Below are 15035 nucleotides of genomic sequence, written 5' to 3'. Positions count from 1 at the left end.
GGTGGGTCATCCCAGCGGCCGGTAGTACCCCAGGACCGGGGCCAGTTGCGCGAACCACTCGTGCAGCCGGTCCCGGTTCTTCGCGTCGACCACGCACTCGTAGACCCTGCCGTCGAGCGGGATGACGGCGACCATCAGGACCTTGCCGTTGGGACCGGCCTGGTAGTGGACGCTGCGGATCTCCGGCCAGGGGAAGTCGACGTCCACGCCGTAGGCCTCGAAGGCGACGCCCGACGCGTCGACGACGACCGAGTTGTTCTTGTCGACCGCGAGGAACTCCGGTCCCACGGGGGCGGACGGGGCCGGCGGCGGCGCGAACGCGTACTGCGGGGGCGGCGGACCGAACCCCGCCGGCGCGTACGGCGGCATGGGCGGTGGCGACGGAGCACCGTGGGGCGGCGTCGACGACTGCGGCGATGGCGATGGCTGCGGCTGCGGCTGGTTCGTCGGATCGGTCGTCATACGTCGGTCCTCATGGATCGGTTATCGGTCCTCATGTCCGGGTCCCGGGGCGCGAGATGCCCGCAGCGGCAACCTACCGGCCGTGTCACGACCGGCCCACGCCCCCTGCCCCCGGGCCTCCGCGACCGCCCCCTGTGGCCGTACTGTGAGCCGGATCTCAGCGGCCCGTGCATCGCGTCTGAAACATTCCCCGTGCCTCACCGCATCAATGAGGTGAGGGCGGCCCCGGTCGGGGCACCGAGAACAGGGGAACACTCATGAGGCAGGTCCACGCGGACGAGTACGCGGAGTTCGCGGCGGCACGCGTGGGGCATCTGTACCGGTCCGCGTGCCTGCTCACCGCCGGTGACACCCACCTCGCCGAGGACCTGGTGCAGGAGACCCTCGGGCGGATCTACGTCCGCTGGGGCCGGGTCTCCCGGGTCGGCAACCCCGCCGCCTACGCGCAGACCGTCCTCACCCGTACGTTCCTCGCCCACCAGCGGCGCCGCAGCAGCACCGAGCGCGCCACGGACGTCCTGCCCGAACGGGCCGACCGCTCCACCGACCCCTCCCTGCGGCTCACCCTGATGTCGGCGCTCGGCCGGCTGCCCGTCAAGGACCGGGCCGTGATCGTCCTGCGCTACTGGGAGGACCGCTCGATCGAGGAGACCGCCGACGCCATGAACGCCAGCTCCGCGGCGGTGCGCACCCGGTGTGTACGGGCCCTGGCCCGGCTCCGGGAGCTCCTCGGCGAGGACATCGGGGAGTACGCCCGGTCCTGATCCGTCCGACCGCCCCCCTCACCCCCATCACCTCCGTCAACCACCCAAGACCTCGCGGAAACGGTGTTCGTCATGCCCGCAGACCAGTACAGCGACCCGTCCGGTGACCTTCACGACGACCCCTTCGAGGAACGGCTGTCCGCCGCTCTCCACGAGACCGGCGGCACCTTCGACACCGACCGGGCCGCGCTCACCGCCCGCGGCGCGGTGCGCGGACGGCGACGGCAACTGCTGCGCCGAAGCGCCGTCATGGGAGGCGCGGCAGGCGTCGCGCTCGTGGGCGTGGGTGTCGCGCTGATCGTGCCGGGCAGCGGGAAGACCGCCCCGCGGCCGTCGTCGGTGGCCGCCGACCCGACCGCGGCGAAGACCGTCGGCCCCGGCCCGGTGTCCGCCGACGACATGATCCGGACGTTCGAGAAGCTGCTCCCCGAGGGCGAGTTGAGCGACCGGGCGGGGCGCGGCACGAACGAACTGCCCGCGTCGCCGTACGCGCACGTCGTCCACGACGACGGCAAGGGCGCCTCGACCATAGAGGTCAGCCTGAACAGGGTCGCGCCGGGCAGCGACGAGGCGCGGGAGACGGTCCAGTGCCCGGACAAGACGTTCATCCCGTACGACGCGTGCACGACGACGCGGCTCCCGGACGGATCCGTGGCCATGGTCGTGCAGGGGTACGAGTACCCCGACAAGCGCGTGGACACGAAGAGGTGGACCGCCGACCTCGTCACGCCGACCGGGGGGCACGTCGCCGTGCAGGAGTGGAACGCGGCCGCCGAGAAGGACGAGCCCGTCAGCCGCCCCACACCCACGCTGTCCCCGCAGGCACTGGTGAAGCTGGCCGCCGCGAAGGAGTGGCGAGCGGTCGTCGACGGGCTCCCCGCACCCGCCGCGCCGCCCAGCTCCCCGGCGCCCGAGGGCAAGCCGCTCCTGAAGACCTTCACCGGTCTGCTGCCCAAGGGGGTGAAGGTGGTGACGAAGAGCGCCGACGGCACCTCCTTCGTCTATCTCGTCCTCGACGACGGCAACGGCCGCAGCTACGTCCAGGTCAATGTGCAGCGCGACATGCAGGACGCGATCGGCGACCTCTTCGGCAGCGGCTCGCAGACCCTGCCCGACGGCACCCTGGTCGCGGCCCATCAGAGCCCCGGCGAGAAGGGCGGCTCGGGGGTCGTGATGTGGACCGTGGACACCATGCGGACCGACGGCCGGCGGGTCGTGGTCAGCGCCTTCAACTCCGGCGCCCAGAACACCCCCGCCACCCGCGAGACGCCCGCCCTGACGATGAAGCAGCTCCGGAAGATCGCGCTCAGCCCTCAATGGTTCGCGAAGGGATAGGGCGGCGCCGGACGGTGTCCTAGGCGTACTGGAGGCGCACGGTCGACCCGCCGTCGGCGTCGCGCACGTCGACGTAGGCACACACCTGCCGGGCGAACCACAGTCCCTGGCCGGGTTCCAGTTCGGCGGCGGGCGGCGGCACGAAGCCGGCCAGCGGGTCGTCGACCCGGCGGGCCAGGCTCAGTTCGGCGACACAGACGGGAGCCTCGCCCCACAGCAGGGCGCCGGTGACCGGGCCGAGGGCGGCGGCCTCGGTGACGGCCTCGGCGAAGAGCTCCGCGTCCGCCAGGGGCAGACCGCTGGCGTTCGCCCAGGCGCGTACGACGTCCTTGGCGACGCCTCCGGTCAGCCGCCGCGCGTCCGGCGCGGGCGGCGGCAGCGGCACGGAGTCCAGCTCGGCCGCGAGCCGGAACGGGTCCTCGTAGACCTCGGTGTCGGGGTGCGCGCGGCGGGCCGCGGCGACGACGGCGGGACCGGCGGTGCGGGTGTCGTAGGCGCACAGGACGGTCGTCGCCATCGGCGCGAAGAGCAGGTTGGCGAGGGCCTCGTAGCGGATCCACTCGGCGCTCTCGCGCACCGATCGGCCGGCCCGGCCGCCCCACACGGGCTCCATCACGAGGTGGACGCGGCCGCCGGGCCCGGCCTGCGCGGCGAGGTAACCGGCGCCCTGCGCCACGGCGTTGGCGGCCGAGCCGGTGTACCAGTCGGTGTGCTCGATGAAGCCGATGTCCCTCGCGTCGGCGCCGAGGGCGTCGCGCAGGGCTTCCAGGTTGCCGGGGGCGGCGATGGCCACCGGCGGCGGTTCGCCCGGGGCCGCCAGGCCCTCGGCGAGGAAGGGCAGGGCGGCGGCGGCGAAGTCGCCGTCCGAGCCGAAGACCGCCATACGGTGGTCGAACGGCCCCGGGGTGGTGCCGGTCCGGGTGCTGCTCATGAGTCCCCCTGGTCGACAGGTGCGTGGGCGGTGCGGGCGCCGGGCGGTCATCCGGACGGCGATCCGCTCACCTCCGGCTCCGCGGCCCTCCCACCGCTGCGGGACTGGCTGATCACGGGAAACTCACCTGGCGCGGACCTCTCACTCTCCTCCCGCGGCTCACCTATATGCGTGCGCCGGTCACCCGCCCGGGTGCACTTTGCCGGGGACCGAGCCTCCGGGTCCGGCCTCGCGTACACTGCCCGGCCCCCTTCCGGCCGGTTCGCGCCACCGGCTCCCGGCCCCTCCGTCCGCTTCGCGCCACCGGCCCTCGGCCACTCCGGCTGGTTCGCGCCACCGACCCTTGGCCCACTCTTGACCAGCTCATGACATGAGCAGACGATGGGCGGCGCACCCGCACCAGTACGTCGCACTGAACCACCCCCCAGCTCCACTCCCCCACTTCCGGCGACCCCGGAATCCCTGGAGAACCAAGGAGATTTCATGCGACTTCGCATCCGCGGATCAGGTGCCCGAAGCGGCAGACGCGGCGCCGTCCTGGCCACCCTCATGGCCCTCGCGCTCGCGGCACCCGTGGCGGCGACCACCACCGACGCCACCGCCGACAGCGCCCGCAGGTCCGCCCCCGCCGCCGACGACATCCGCCAGTACGAGATCCACGTCGACCACAGCACCCCCGTCACCCGTACCGCCATCGCGTCGGCCGGTGTGAGCGTGGACGAGGCCGACGAGGAGACCGTGGTCGTCTCCGGCCGCGCGGACCAGATCAGCAGGCTGCGGCGGCAGGGCTACGAGGTCTCGCCGCTGGGCTCGGCCCCCGACCGCTCGTCCGGCGCCGGCGACCTCCGGCTCTTCGACTTCCCCTCCGCCGACTCGAAGTACCACAACTACGCCGAGGCGACCGCGGAGATCGGCCAGCGGCTCGCCGCCTACCCGAGCATCATGAGCAGGCGCGTGATCGGGAAGTCGTACCAGGGCCGGGACATCGTGGCCGTCAAGGTCAGCGACAACGTGGCCACCGACGAGTCCGAGCCGGAGGTGATCCTCACCTTCCACCAGCACGCGCGCGAACACATGACGGTGGAGATGGCGCTGTACCTGCTGCGTGAGCTCGGCGCGGGCTACGGATCCGACTCCCGGGTCACCGACATGGTGAACAACCGCGAGATCTGGATCGTGCCGGACCTCAACCCGGACGGCGGCGAGTACGACATCGCGTCCGGGTCCTACCGCTCCTGGCGCAAGAACCGCCAGCCCAACTCCGGTTCCTCGTACGTCGGTACGGACCTCAACCGCAACTGGAACTACAAGTGGGGCTGCTGCGGCGGTTCGTCGGGGTCGGCCTCCTCGGAGACCTATCGCGGCGCGTCGGCGGAGTCCGCGCCCGAGGTGAAGGTCGTCGCCGACTTCGTCCGCAGCCGGGTCGTCGGCGGGAAGCAGCAGATCACCGCCGGGATCGACTTCCACACGTACAGCGAACTCGTGCTGTGGCCGTTCGGGTACACGTACTCCGACACGGCCACCGGGATGACGGCGGACGACGCCGCCGCGTTCAAGGCCGTCGGCCGGAAGATGGCCGCCAGCAACGGCTACACGGCGGAGCAGGCCAGCGACCTGTACATCACCGACGGTTCGATCGACGACTACCTCTGGGGCAGTCAGAAGATCTTCGACTTCACCTTCGAGATGTATCCGGCGTCCAGTTCCGGGGGCGGCTTCTACCCGCCCGACGAGGTGATCGAGCGGGAGACCTCGCGCAACCGGGACGCGGTGCTCCAACTGCTGGAGAACGCGGACTGCATGTACCGGTCGATCGGGAAGGAAGCGCAGTACTGCGGCTGAGCGCTCCGCCGCGAGCGGTGACCGTGGCCGGTCGCGCGACTCCCCGCGCCCCTTCGAGGGACGCGGGGAGTCGCGGCGGTCCTCGCCGGCCCGTTCAGGACTTCGACGCGGCGGACTCGTCCTTCTTGGCGTCGTCGTCCTTCTCGGCGTCGTCGTCGCCACCGGACGCGGAAGCCTCTTCCGCGTCACCGGCGGTCCCGGCGTCGGCCGCCTCCGCGTCGGGCTTCTCCGCCCCCGCGGTGTCGGCATCGGCGGTCTCGGCCTCGGTCGTCTCGGCGGCCGGCGCGGCCTCCTCGTCCCCTTCGGCCTCTCCCTCGTCGAAGTAGGCGTCGAGGACCGCGTCCAGCTGCGACTCCCACTCCGGGAAGCGCGACCTGGCCGTCGCCTCGATCTCGATCGGGAACCAGCGGCGGTCAGGCGTGTGCACCGTGACGGTGAACCGCTTGCCGAAGCGGGCGGTCTCGGTCTCGACCGCGCCGATCTCGTCCCAACGGAACTCGCACGCCTGGTCGTCCAGGCTCAGACGGACGCCCGTGGCGTCGGCGACGATCCGCGCCCGGCGGTCGGACGCCTCGAAGACGGGTCCCTCGGGGGCCTTTTCCTCCGAGGCCTCCCCAACGGCGGCCCCGTCGTCCGGAGTCACCGCCCCGTCCGCGGTGGACTCCTCCTCGGAGACCGCCGCGGCCTCCTCGGCGTCCGTGGTCCGCTCGGCGTCCGACGGCTCGGCGTCCGACGGCTCGGCGTCCGACGGCTCGGTGGACACGGGTGACGTGAGCCCGGGGATGAAGGCCGGGTCGAATCCGGCGCCCTTCAGGGGCTCGCCCTCCAGGGGCTGGCTGCTCGAACCTATGCGCTGCTCCACAGCGGGCAGTATGGTCGACGATCCTGTGCCGGACACAGCCAGCCCCCAACTTCGTTATACGAAGATGCTCAAGACGGCGGCGACGGCGAACCCCGCCACCGACAGCACCGTCTCCAGCACGGTCCATGTCTTCAGCGTGTCCCGCTCGCTGATCCCGAAATACTTGGACACCATCCAGAAGCCGCCGTCGTTCACGTGCGAGGCGAAGATGGAGCCCGCCGAGATGGCCATGATGACGAGGGCGACGAAGGCCTGGGAGTGGTCCCCCGCGGCGAGCAGCGGGGCGACGATGCCCGCCGTCGTCACGATCGCGACCGTCGCCGAGCCCTGGGCGACCCGCAGGACGACCGAGATCAGGTAGGACAGGAAGATCACCGGCAGGCCGACGTCGTTGAAGGTGTCCGACAGCGCCTGGGCCACACCGCTCGCCTTCAGCACGGCGCCGAACACCCCGCCCGCGCCCACCACCAGCAGGATGTTGCCGACCGGCTTGAGGGACGCCGTCGAGACGGTCTCCAGCGACTTGCGGGACCAGCCGCGGCGCAGGCCGAGCAGGTAGTAGGCGAGGAGCAGCGCGAGGGTGAGGGCCACGAAGGGGTGGCCGAAGAACTCGATGACCGAACGGCCGGTGGACGGGTCGAGCGCGATCGAGGAGAAGGTGGCCGCCAGGATCAGGATCAGCGGAGTGCCGATGATGCCGAGGACCGTGCCCAGCGGCACCGGCGTCTCCCGCGGTTCGACGCCCGCCGCCCGCTGCTCGTCGACGACCGCGCGCTTGGCCTCCTCGGCCGCCTCGACCATGTCCTGCGGTACGGCGACGAAGAGGCGCCGGCCGATCCAGGCGGAGTAGGCCCAGGCGGCGAGGACGGCGGGGACGCCGCAGACGATGCCCATGAGGATGACCCAGCCGAGCTGTACGTGCAGCAGTCCGGCGGCGGCCACCGGGCCGGGGTGCGGCGGCAGGAACGCGTGGGTCATCGACAGGCCCGCGAGCAGCGGCAGACAGTAGAGCAGGATCGACTTGCCGGAGCGCTTGGCGGCCGCGTACACGATCGGTGCGAGGACGAAGATGCCGACGTCGAAGAAGACCGGGATGCCGAAGATCAGGCCGGTGAGGCCCATCGCGAGCGGGGCGCGCCGCTCGCCGAAGAGGTTCAGCAGCCGGGACGCCAGCACCTCGGCGCCGCCGCTGACTTCGAGGATCGCGCCGAGCATCGTGCCGAGGCCGATGATGACGGCGACGTGGCCGAGGATGCCGCCCATGCCGGACTCGATGGTCGAGACGGCGTCCGAGCGCTGCACCGTGCCGAAGAGTTCGGTGACCGACAGACCGGCCAGCAGGCCGACGGTTATGGAGACGGCGAGAAGGGCGACGAAGGGCTGGAGCCGCACCTTGATGATCAGGAAGAGCAGGAGCGCGATACCGATGGCGGCGACGGTGAGCAGTCCGGCGGTGCCGTCGAGGAGGAGGAGCAGGCCTCCGGTGTGGGGTGGGGTCTCGGCGGGCGCGGTGGCGGCGAGCGGATGGGACATGGGGAGCCTCTGTCTCGTAGGTCCACAGTGCTTTCGGGCAGGGGGGATCGCGGCGCGGCGCCCCGGTGAGGACCGGGAAGCGCCGCGCCGTGAGGGCGTACGAGGTGCGGGTGGTGCGCGGGCGTCAGCTCAGGACGGCGAGGACGTCGATCTCGATGAGGAGGCCGGCCGGCAGTCCGACGTAGACCGTCGTGCGGGCGGCGGGCGGCTGGGTGAGGCCCTGCTCCTCGAAGTACGCGTTGTAGATCGCGTTCATCTCGGGGAAGTGGCCGACGTCGGTCAGATAGACGCGGATCATCATCGCGTCGTCCCAGCCCGAGCCGCCCTCCTCCAGGATCGCCTTGACGTTGGCGAGGGTCTGGAGGGTCTGTTCGCGCAGGGCGGGGCCGGCCGGCGTGGGGGGCTTGCCCTCCTCGGCGGGCAGGAAGCCGACCTGGCCGGCGACCTGGAGGATGTTGCCCTTGCGGACGCCGTGCGAGAACTTCGCGGGCGGGGTGGTGTGGGTCTTCGGGGTGAGGGCGATCTTGTCGGTCATACGGGGTCCTTTACTGGCGTCCTGCCGGAGTACTCGCCGCTGATGGCGTCCGCCGTACGGCGCACCAGCGGGAGCAGGGTGAGGAGTTCGTCGGCGGTGACGACGACGTTCGGCGCGGAGACGGACATCGCGGCGACCACGCGGCCGTCGGCGCCGCGGATGGGGGCCGCGACGCAGTTGATGGACTCCTCGTGGCCACCGAGGTCGGTGGCCCAGCCCTGTTCGCGCACCTTCTCCAGCTCCCGCGCGAAGGCGGCGGCGTTGGGGGTGGAACGGGCCGTGTACAGGGGGTAGTCGAGCTTGTCGGCGAGCGCGCGGCGCTCGGCCTCGGGAAGGTCGGCGAGCAGCAGTTTCGCCACCGCGGCGACGGTGATGGCCACCGGCTTCCCTATCCGCGAGTACATGCGCACGGGATAGCGGCTCTCCACCTTGTCGATGTAGAGGACCTCGCTCTCCTCGTACACGGCGAGGTGGACGGTGTGTCCGCACTGCTCGTTCAGCCGGACCAGGTGGGGGTGGGCGATCTCGCGGATGTCGAGGTTCTCCATCGCCTCCTGGGCGAGGGCGAAGAGGCGGGCGCCGAGCCGGTAGCGCTGGTCGGACTGGCGGTAGACCAGGCCGTGTTCGTGGAGGGTGCGCAGCAGGCGCAGGGCGGTGGACTTGTGGACGCCGAGCCGGTCGGCGACCTGCCCGAGGTCGGCGGGGCCCTCCGCGAGCAGCGGCAGGATGCTCAGCGCGCGGTCGACGGTCTGGCTCATGGGGTGCGTACCTCCTCCGGGGCCCGGCGCACGTCCTGGTCGGTCCAGCCGGGGCCGAGTCGAAGTGTCCCCCACGCCCGGTCGTCGAGGGCCGCCAGCCGGTCGGCGTGGCCGCGGGAAGGCGGTGTGGCGAGGTCGCCGGGGACGGTGAGCGCGGCGGCGGCCATGAGGTGGCCGTGGCGCAGGCGGTCGCGGACGGGGAGTCCGCGCAGGGTGGCGGAGAGGAAGCCGGCGGCGAAGGCGTCGCCGGCGCCGACGGCGGCCACCACGTCGACGCGCAGCGCGGGGACGAAGGTGACGTCCGTCCGGTCGTACACGGTCGCCCCGCCGTCGCCCTGCTTGACGACCAGGACCTCGGGCTCGGGGAGCGCGGCGCGGACGGCGTCGGGGCCTTCCAGCGCCCATGCCGCGCGGGCCTCGTCCTCGCCGACGAACACGAGGTCGGCGCCGCGGGCCAGCTCCAGCAGCACGTGCGGACCGGCGGTGTCGCGCCACAGTCCGGGCCGGTGGTTGACGTCGAAGGAGACGAGCGGGTGTCCGGCGGCGCGCGGGCGGGCGGTCAGCTCGCGCAGCAGGCCGAGGCAGTCGTCGGACAGGGCGGCGGTGATGCCGGACAGGTGCAGGAGGCGGCAGGCGCGGACGGTGTCCAGGTCGAGGTTGCCGGCGGACATGGCCGAGGCCGCGGAGCCGGCCCGGTAGTACGCCACCTCGTGCGCGTCGGTCGCCCGGTCCCCGGCGGTGCGGAAGTAGATGCCGGTCGGGCGCGCCGGGTCCCGTCGTACGGACGTGACGTCGACGCCGTAGGAGCCCACCGCCTCGACCAGGTGGTCGCCGAACCCGTCGGCGCCGACCCGGCTGACCCAGCGCGCGGAGTGGCCCGCGGCGGCCAGCACGCAGGCCACGTTCGACTCGGCGCCGCCGATGGCGCGGTCGAAGGAGGGGACGTCGGCGAGGCGGCCGGGCCGGGAGGGCAGGAACGTGACCATGGACTCGCCGAGCGCTACGACGTCCACGACGTCGGGGGCATTGCGGGGTCCGGTGGCGGCCACGATCTTCGTCACTCCTCGGTTCGGGGGTTCGGTGGTTTCGTTGACCCCGCGTTGGCCGAGATGTTAGACAGCAGTAAGCGATATACGCAATGGACGTTGCACATAATGCAACGCACCAGATCAGGAGGCTCCATGAGCACCGAGGCGCTCGCCCGCCTGGCCGAGGAACGCGTCGACCACCGCTTCAAGGGCCTCCCGCCGGACGCCGACGGACTGACCGTGGGCGAGCTGGCCGCCCAGCGCCGCGACCTGTTCACCGGCGGGTTCACCACCCCGGTCCTGGCCCTCTCCGCCGAGCGCCTGGAGCACAACCTGGCGCTCATGGAGACCTACGCGGACCGGCACGGCCTCACGTTCGCCCCGCACGGCAAGACCTCGATGGCACCCCAGCTCTTCCGGCGGCAGACCGAGCGGGGCGCCTGGGGCATCACCCTGGCCGTGCCGCACCAGGTGCGGGTGGCACGGGCGTTCGGCGTGGCGCGGGTCTTCCTCGCCAACGAGCTGGTGGACCCGGCGGCCCTGCGCTGGATCGCCGCCGAGCTGGCCGCCGACCAAGACTTCCGGTTCGTCTGTTACGTCGACTCCGTGCGCGGGGTCGAGCTGATGGGCGAGGCGCTCGCGGGGGCGGCGCGGCCGGTGGACGTCGTGGTCGAGCTGGCGGCCGGCGAGGGCGCGCGGACCGGCGCGCGGACCGAGGCGGAGTGCGCGGCGGTCGCCGACGCGGTGGCGGCCGTACCGGCCCTGCGCCTGGTCGGGGTGGCGGGCTACGAGGGCGAGGTGCCGCGGGCGACCCCGGAGCGGGTGCGCGCCTGGCTGCGCCGCCTGGTCGCCCTGGCCGTCGACTTCGACAAGGCGGGACGTTTCTCCGGGGTGGACGAGGTCGTCGTCAGCGCGGGCGGCAGCGCCTGGTTCGACGCGGTGGCCGACGTGTTCGCCGAGATCCCCGGCCTCTCCGTGCCGGTGCTGAAGCTGCTGCGTTCGGGCGCGTACGTCTCGCACGACGACGGCCACTACCGCGAGCTGACCCCCTTCAACCGGGTCCCCGAGGAAGGCGCGCTGGAGCCCGCGTTCCGGCTGTGGACCCAGGTGGTCTCCCGTCCGTCCACCGAGCAGGCCTTCGTCAACGCGGGCAAGCGCGACGCGGCCTACGACCTCGACCTGCCCCTTCCTCAGGTGGTCCGCCGGGACGGCGCCGAGCGGCCGGCCACCGGTGTCGAGGTCACCGCCCTCTCCGACCAGCACGCCTGGCTGCGGACCGGCCCGGAGGCGGACCTGGAGGTCGGCGACTGGCTCGCCCTGGGCCTGTCCCACCCGTGCACGTCCTTCGACAAGTGGCAGCTGATCCCCCTCGTGGAGGCGGACGGCACGGTCGTCGACTACATCCGCACGTTCTTCTGAGCGTCCGAGGAGGGAAACAGACGTGGAGAACCTCGTCATCCGGGACGCGGACGTCGTGGACGGCACCGGCGCCGACGCGTACCGCGCCGATGTGGTCGTGACCGACGGCAGGATCGTCTCGATCGTCAAGGAGGCCGCCGCCGCGGGCTGTCAACGCCCGCGCGCGGCACGGGAGCTGGACGCCGAGGGGCTCGTCCTGTCGCCCGGCTTCATCGACATGCACGCCCACAGCGACCTCGCGCTGCTGCGGGACCCCGACCACAGCGCGAAGGCGGCGCAGGGGGTCACGCTCGAGGTCCTCGGCCAGGACGGCCTGTCGTACGCGCCGGTCGACGACCGCACGCTCGACGGGGTGCGCCGCGCGATCACCGGCTGGAACGGCTACGGCGACGACCTCGACCTCGACTGGCGTTCGGTGGGCGAGTACCTCGACCGGCTCGACCGGGGGATCGCCGTGAACGCGGCCTATCTGGTCCCGCAGGGCACGGTCCGCGCGCTCGCCGTCGGCTGGGAGGACCGGGAGGCGACGCCCGCGGAGCTGGACCGGATGCGGCAACTGGTCGCGGAGGGGCTGGAACAGGGCGCCGTCGGCCTGTCCTCCGGCCTCACCTACACCCCCGGGATGTACGCCCCGGACGCCGAACTCACCGAGCTGTGCCGGGTGGTGGCCCACTACGGCGGCTACTACTGCCCGCACCACCGCTCCTACGGGGCGGGCGCGCTGGAGGCGTACGCGGAGATGGTGGCGCTGACCCGGGAGGCCGGCTGCGCGCTGCACCTCGCCCACGCCACCATGAACTTCGGTGTGAACAAGGGCCGCGCGCCCGAGCTGCTGGCGCTGCTGGACGACGCGCTGGCCGCCGGCGCCGACATCACCCTCGACACCTACCCCTACACCCCCGGCTGCACGACCCTCGTGGCGCTCCTGCCGAGCTGGGCGAGCGCGGGCGGCCCGGGGGAGATCCTGCGGCGGCTGGGCGACGAGCCGACCGCCGAGCGCATCCGCCGGGACCTGGAGGTCACCGGCGCGGACGGCTGCCACGGGGTGCCCGTCGACTGGGACACGATCGAGATCTCGGGCGTCACCGATCCGTCGCTGGACGACTTCGTCGGCCGTACGGTCCTGGAGTCGGCGCGGCTGCGCGGCGAGGCCCCCTGGGCGACCGCCCGCCGTCTGCTGCTCGCGGACCGGCTGGGCTCGACGATCCTCCAGCACGTGGGGCACGAGGAGAACGTCCGGGCGATCATGCGGCACCGCGTGCACACCGGCGGCTCGGACGGCATCCTCCAGGGCACCAAGCCGCACCCCCGCGCCTACGGCACCTTCCCGCACTATCTCGGCCGGTACGTCCGCGAGCTGGGCGTGCTGTCGCTGGAGGAGTGCGTCGCCCACCTCACCGGGCGCCCGGCGGCCCGGCTGCGGCTGCCGGACCGCGGGCTGGTCCGTGAGGGTCACCGGGCCGACCTGGTGCTGTTCGACCCGGCCACGGTGGCGGCGGGCTCGACGTACGACGCCCCGCGCACCCTGCCGACCGGCATCCCGCACGTCCTGGTCGACGGCCGCTTCGTGATCGAGGACGGGCGCCGCACGGACGTGCTGGCGGGACGGGCGGTCCGCAGGACTCCCCGGTGACCGCCCGCCGTTCACCCGCCGGCCGCCGCTACGGCTTGGGCAGGACGCATCCGCTCGCGCTCAGGTTGAGCACGTTGCCGGTCGTGAAGCAGGCCGGGATCTGGTAGATCTCCTGGGCGTAGTTGATGCCCTCGCGCACGGTCACGTTGCCGTTCGCGTCGACCTCGCACGGGTTGTTCTCCGTGCACCTGCCGCCGTCCTCGTTGCCCGTGTTGTTGACGGCGACCACCTTGCCGGTGGCGTTGTCGACGACCGGGGAGCCCGAGGTGCCGCCGATGGTCTGGCAGGCGGAGGTGTAGCGGACCGAGTCCTTCCAGGTCCAGTCGCCCTCCTTGATGCGGTACACGAACCCGTCGATGTTGCAGGCGTAGGTCCGCTTCCAGTAACCGGAGACGACCGTGATGGCGGTCCCGGCGACCGGGTGCGTGTCGGCGACGGTCAGCGGGCTGATCCCGTACGAGCTCTGGATCTGCGCGTAGGTGCTGGTGAGCTGGTAGATCGTGACGTCCGTGTCCGTCATCGTCGAGTAGGCGACCTTGTTGGCGCGCAGGGTCGCCACCCGGGTGCCCGCGGAGTTGAGCAGTCCGAAGGTGCGGCTGGACGCCTGGCCGACGATCACCTCGCCGGGCTCCGGGAAGCCGGTCTCCAGGCAGTGGCCGTTGGAGAGCACCAGCGCCGGGGCGGTGGAGGCGGAGTTCGGGAAGCGGATCACGGAGCCGGAGCAGTTGCTGAGCGAGACGGTGCCAGCGAAGTTGACGGCGCGAAGCGTGGGGGCTGCGGCCGGCGCCTGGCTGTCGGCGCTCTGCACGGATACGGACGCGGACACCGGGGCGGGCGCTGCGGCCGCGGGTGCCGCGCCCGCCCCGGCGATCACCAGGGCGAAGAGTGCGGCGACGAGAGGCTTTCTCATGTGGGGGTCCCCTCTTGCGACGGAGGCGACCGGAGGTCGTCCGATCGCCCACTGAATTGTCATGCGCATTGTCATCGCGCGAGGAGGGGTCGACAAGGAGCCCTTTCCGGCCGTGCGGTGGCCGGATCCACGGCACGCCGGACCGCCGGGCCGGACGGTCACCGCCCGGCCCGGCGGTCACCCGGCCCGGCGGCCGACCGGCTCAGCCGCCGTGCCCGTGCCCGTGGCCGTGGCCGTGCCCCCAGCCGCCGTAGCCGCCCGAAGCCGACGCGGAGGGCGTCGGGGTGGCGGCGGCCGACGTCGCGGGGGCGGTGGAGCGGGTGGCCGAGGGGCGCACCGGCGCGTCCGGGGACGACGGCGCGCCGCTCGACCCGGTCGCGGACGGCGTGGCGGGCGCCGAGGAGCCGCCGGAGGCGGACGGCGCGGGGGCGGTGAGGAGGCCCGGCGTCACCGAGGGCGTCACCGGCACCGTCGCCGTCACCCGTTCGGCGTCCGCCGCGGCGGCCGTGTCCGCGGGCGCCGCCGACTCCCCCGCCGTACGGTCCCGCTCGTCGCGCGCGCCGCCGGGCGGGGACCCGGAGAAGGTGAGGCCGGCGAGGACGGCCGCCGCGGACACGACCCCCAGCGCGCCGACGGCGACCGCCGCCCGACGCCTGCGCGCCTCCCGCCGCCGTCCGCGCAGGGCGCGCCGGCCGGGCCCGGGAGGCTCCCCGGGCTGCCCGGGCTCCCCCGGCCTTTCCGACCCATCGGCTCCGGGCCGTCCCGCGTCCACCACGACCGGCAGCTCGCGCGTCTCGTCGTAGGAGTTCGTCCAGCCGTGCGCGGCGGCGGGATCGGCGTACTCCTCGTACGCCGGAGCCGCCGGCGTCCGGGGCCGGTACACGTTCGGGTGCGCCGGGGACTCCGGGTCGGGGCGGGCACCGGGAGCAGGGGCCGGGTCGTGCGCGGCGTCCGCGCCGTGCGCCCCGTGCGGCTGCGGAGATGAGCTGGACATGATCGCGGATTGTAGGGACGGGCGGGCCT

General features: G+C 72.9%; 14 protein-coding genes. 5 read left to right on the top strand and 9 right to left on the bottom strand.

The window, feature by feature from the left end:
* Positions 1–6: 6 nt before the first annotated feature.
* Entirely contained in the window at positions 7–462 is a 456-nt protein-coding gene (locus ACWCQK_RS29530; RefSeq protein ID WP_451160029.1) for a hypothetical protein, read from the bottom strand.
* Between the two features lie 257 nt (positions 463–719).
* Between ACWCQK_RS29530 and ACWCQK_RS29525 the strand changes: the two genes are divergently transcribed.
* Together ACWCQK_RS29525 and ACWCQK_RS29520 are read left to right on the top strand one after the other, a co-directional pair.
* Positions 720–1226: a SigE family RNA polymerase sigma factor gene (locus tag ACWCQK_RS29525; protein WP_451160027.1), complete on the top strand. Its 507-nt coding sequence runs from the start codon at positions 720–722 to the stop codon at positions 1224–1226.
* A gap of 72 nt (positions 1227–1298) precedes the next feature.
* Positions 1299–2561 (top strand): hypothetical protein, encoded by a 1263-nt coding sequence (locus ACWCQK_RS29520; protein WP_451160025.1) that lies wholly within the window; start codon positions 1299–1301, stop codon positions 2559–2561.
* Positions 2562–2580: 19 nt separating this feature from the next.
* Here ACWCQK_RS29520 and ACWCQK_RS29515 read toward each other — a convergent pair whose 3' ends face one another.
* Complete coding sequence (locus ACWCQK_RS29515) at positions 2581–3492, bottom strand: anti-sigma factor RsbA family regulatory protein (RefSeq protein ID WP_451160023.1); 912 nt, start codon at positions 3490–3492, stop codon at positions 2581–2583.
* 483 nt (positions 3493–3975) lie between these two features.
* Between ACWCQK_RS29515 and ACWCQK_RS29510 the strand changes: the two genes are divergently transcribed.
* Positions 3976–5334, top strand: a complete 1359-nt coding sequence (locus ACWCQK_RS29510; RefSeq protein WP_451160021.1) for a M14 family metallopeptidase — start codon at positions 3976–3978, stop codon at positions 5332–5334.
* Between the two features lie 94 nt (positions 5335–5428).
* On the opposite strand, the gene ACWCQK_RS29505 is transcribed toward ACWCQK_RS29510, so the two are convergent.
* The 5 genes from ACWCQK_RS29505 to ACWCQK_RS29485 form a co-directional block, all read right to left on the bottom strand.
* On the bottom strand, positions 5429–6196 hold the full coding sequence (locus ACWCQK_RS29505) for a hypothetical protein (RefSeq protein ID WP_451160019.1): 768 nt from the start codon (positions 6194–6196) through the stop codon (positions 5429–5431).
* A 54-nt stretch (positions 6197–6250) separates the two neighbouring features.
* A complete protein-coding gene (locus tag ACWCQK_RS29500) occupies positions 6251–7729 on the bottom strand; it encodes a GntP family permease (RefSeq protein ID WP_451160017.1) in 1479 nt (492 codons plus the stop codon).
* A 124-nt stretch (positions 7730–7853) separates the two neighbouring features.
* Positions 7854–8264: a RidA family protein gene (locus tag ACWCQK_RS29495; protein WP_451160015.1), complete on the bottom strand. Its 411-nt coding sequence runs from the start codon at positions 8262–8264 to the stop codon at positions 7854–7856.
* A complete protein-coding gene (locus tag ACWCQK_RS29490) occupies positions 8261–9022 on the bottom strand; it encodes an IclR family transcriptional regulator (protein ID WP_451160013.1) in 762 nt (253 codons plus the stop codon). The genes ACWCQK_RS29495 and ACWCQK_RS29490 overlap by 4 nt, the downstream gene beginning before the upstream one ends.
* On the bottom strand, positions 9019–10071 hold the full coding sequence (locus ACWCQK_RS29485; protein ID WP_451160011.1) for a sugar kinase: 1053 nt from the start codon (positions 10069–10071) through the stop codon (positions 9019–9021). The genes ACWCQK_RS29490 and ACWCQK_RS29485 overlap by 4 nt, the downstream gene beginning before the upstream one ends.
* A gap of 132 nt (positions 10072–10203) precedes the next feature.
* Between ACWCQK_RS29485 and ACWCQK_RS29480 the strand changes: the two genes are divergently transcribed.
* Both ACWCQK_RS29480 and ACWCQK_RS29475 read left to right on the top strand, forming a co-directional pair.
* Complete coding sequence (locus ACWCQK_RS29480) at positions 10204–11469, top strand: amino acid deaminase (protein WP_451160009.1); 1266 nt, start codon at positions 10204–10206, stop codon at positions 11467–11469.
* A gap of 22 nt (positions 11470–11491) precedes the next feature.
* On the top strand, positions 11492–13102 hold the full coding sequence (locus ACWCQK_RS29475; RefSeq protein ID WP_451160007.1) for an N-acyl-D-amino-acid deacylase family protein: 1611 nt from the start codon (positions 11492–11494) through the stop codon (positions 13100–13102).
* A 28-nt stretch (positions 13103–13130) separates the two neighbouring features.
* Here ACWCQK_RS29475 and ACWCQK_RS29470 read toward each other — a convergent pair whose 3' ends face one another.
* The gene (locus tag ACWCQK_RS29470; protein ID WP_451160005.1) at positions 13131–14012 is read right to left on the bottom strand and encodes a S1 family peptidase; all 882 of its coding nucleotides are present in this window, start codon (positions 14010–14012) and stop codon (positions 13131–13133) included.
* 202 nt (positions 14013–14214) lie between these two features.
* The gene (locus ACWCQK_RS29465; RefSeq protein WP_451160003.1) at positions 14215–15006 is read right to left on the bottom strand and encodes a hypothetical protein; all 792 of its coding nucleotides are present in this window, start codon (positions 15004–15006) and stop codon (positions 14215–14217) included.
* Positions 15007–15035: the final 29 nt, after the last annotated feature.

Source organism: Streptomyces sp. NPDC002306 (genome assembly GCF_053593435.1).
This window is presented reverse-complemented; position numbering and strand designations above follow the sequence as displayed.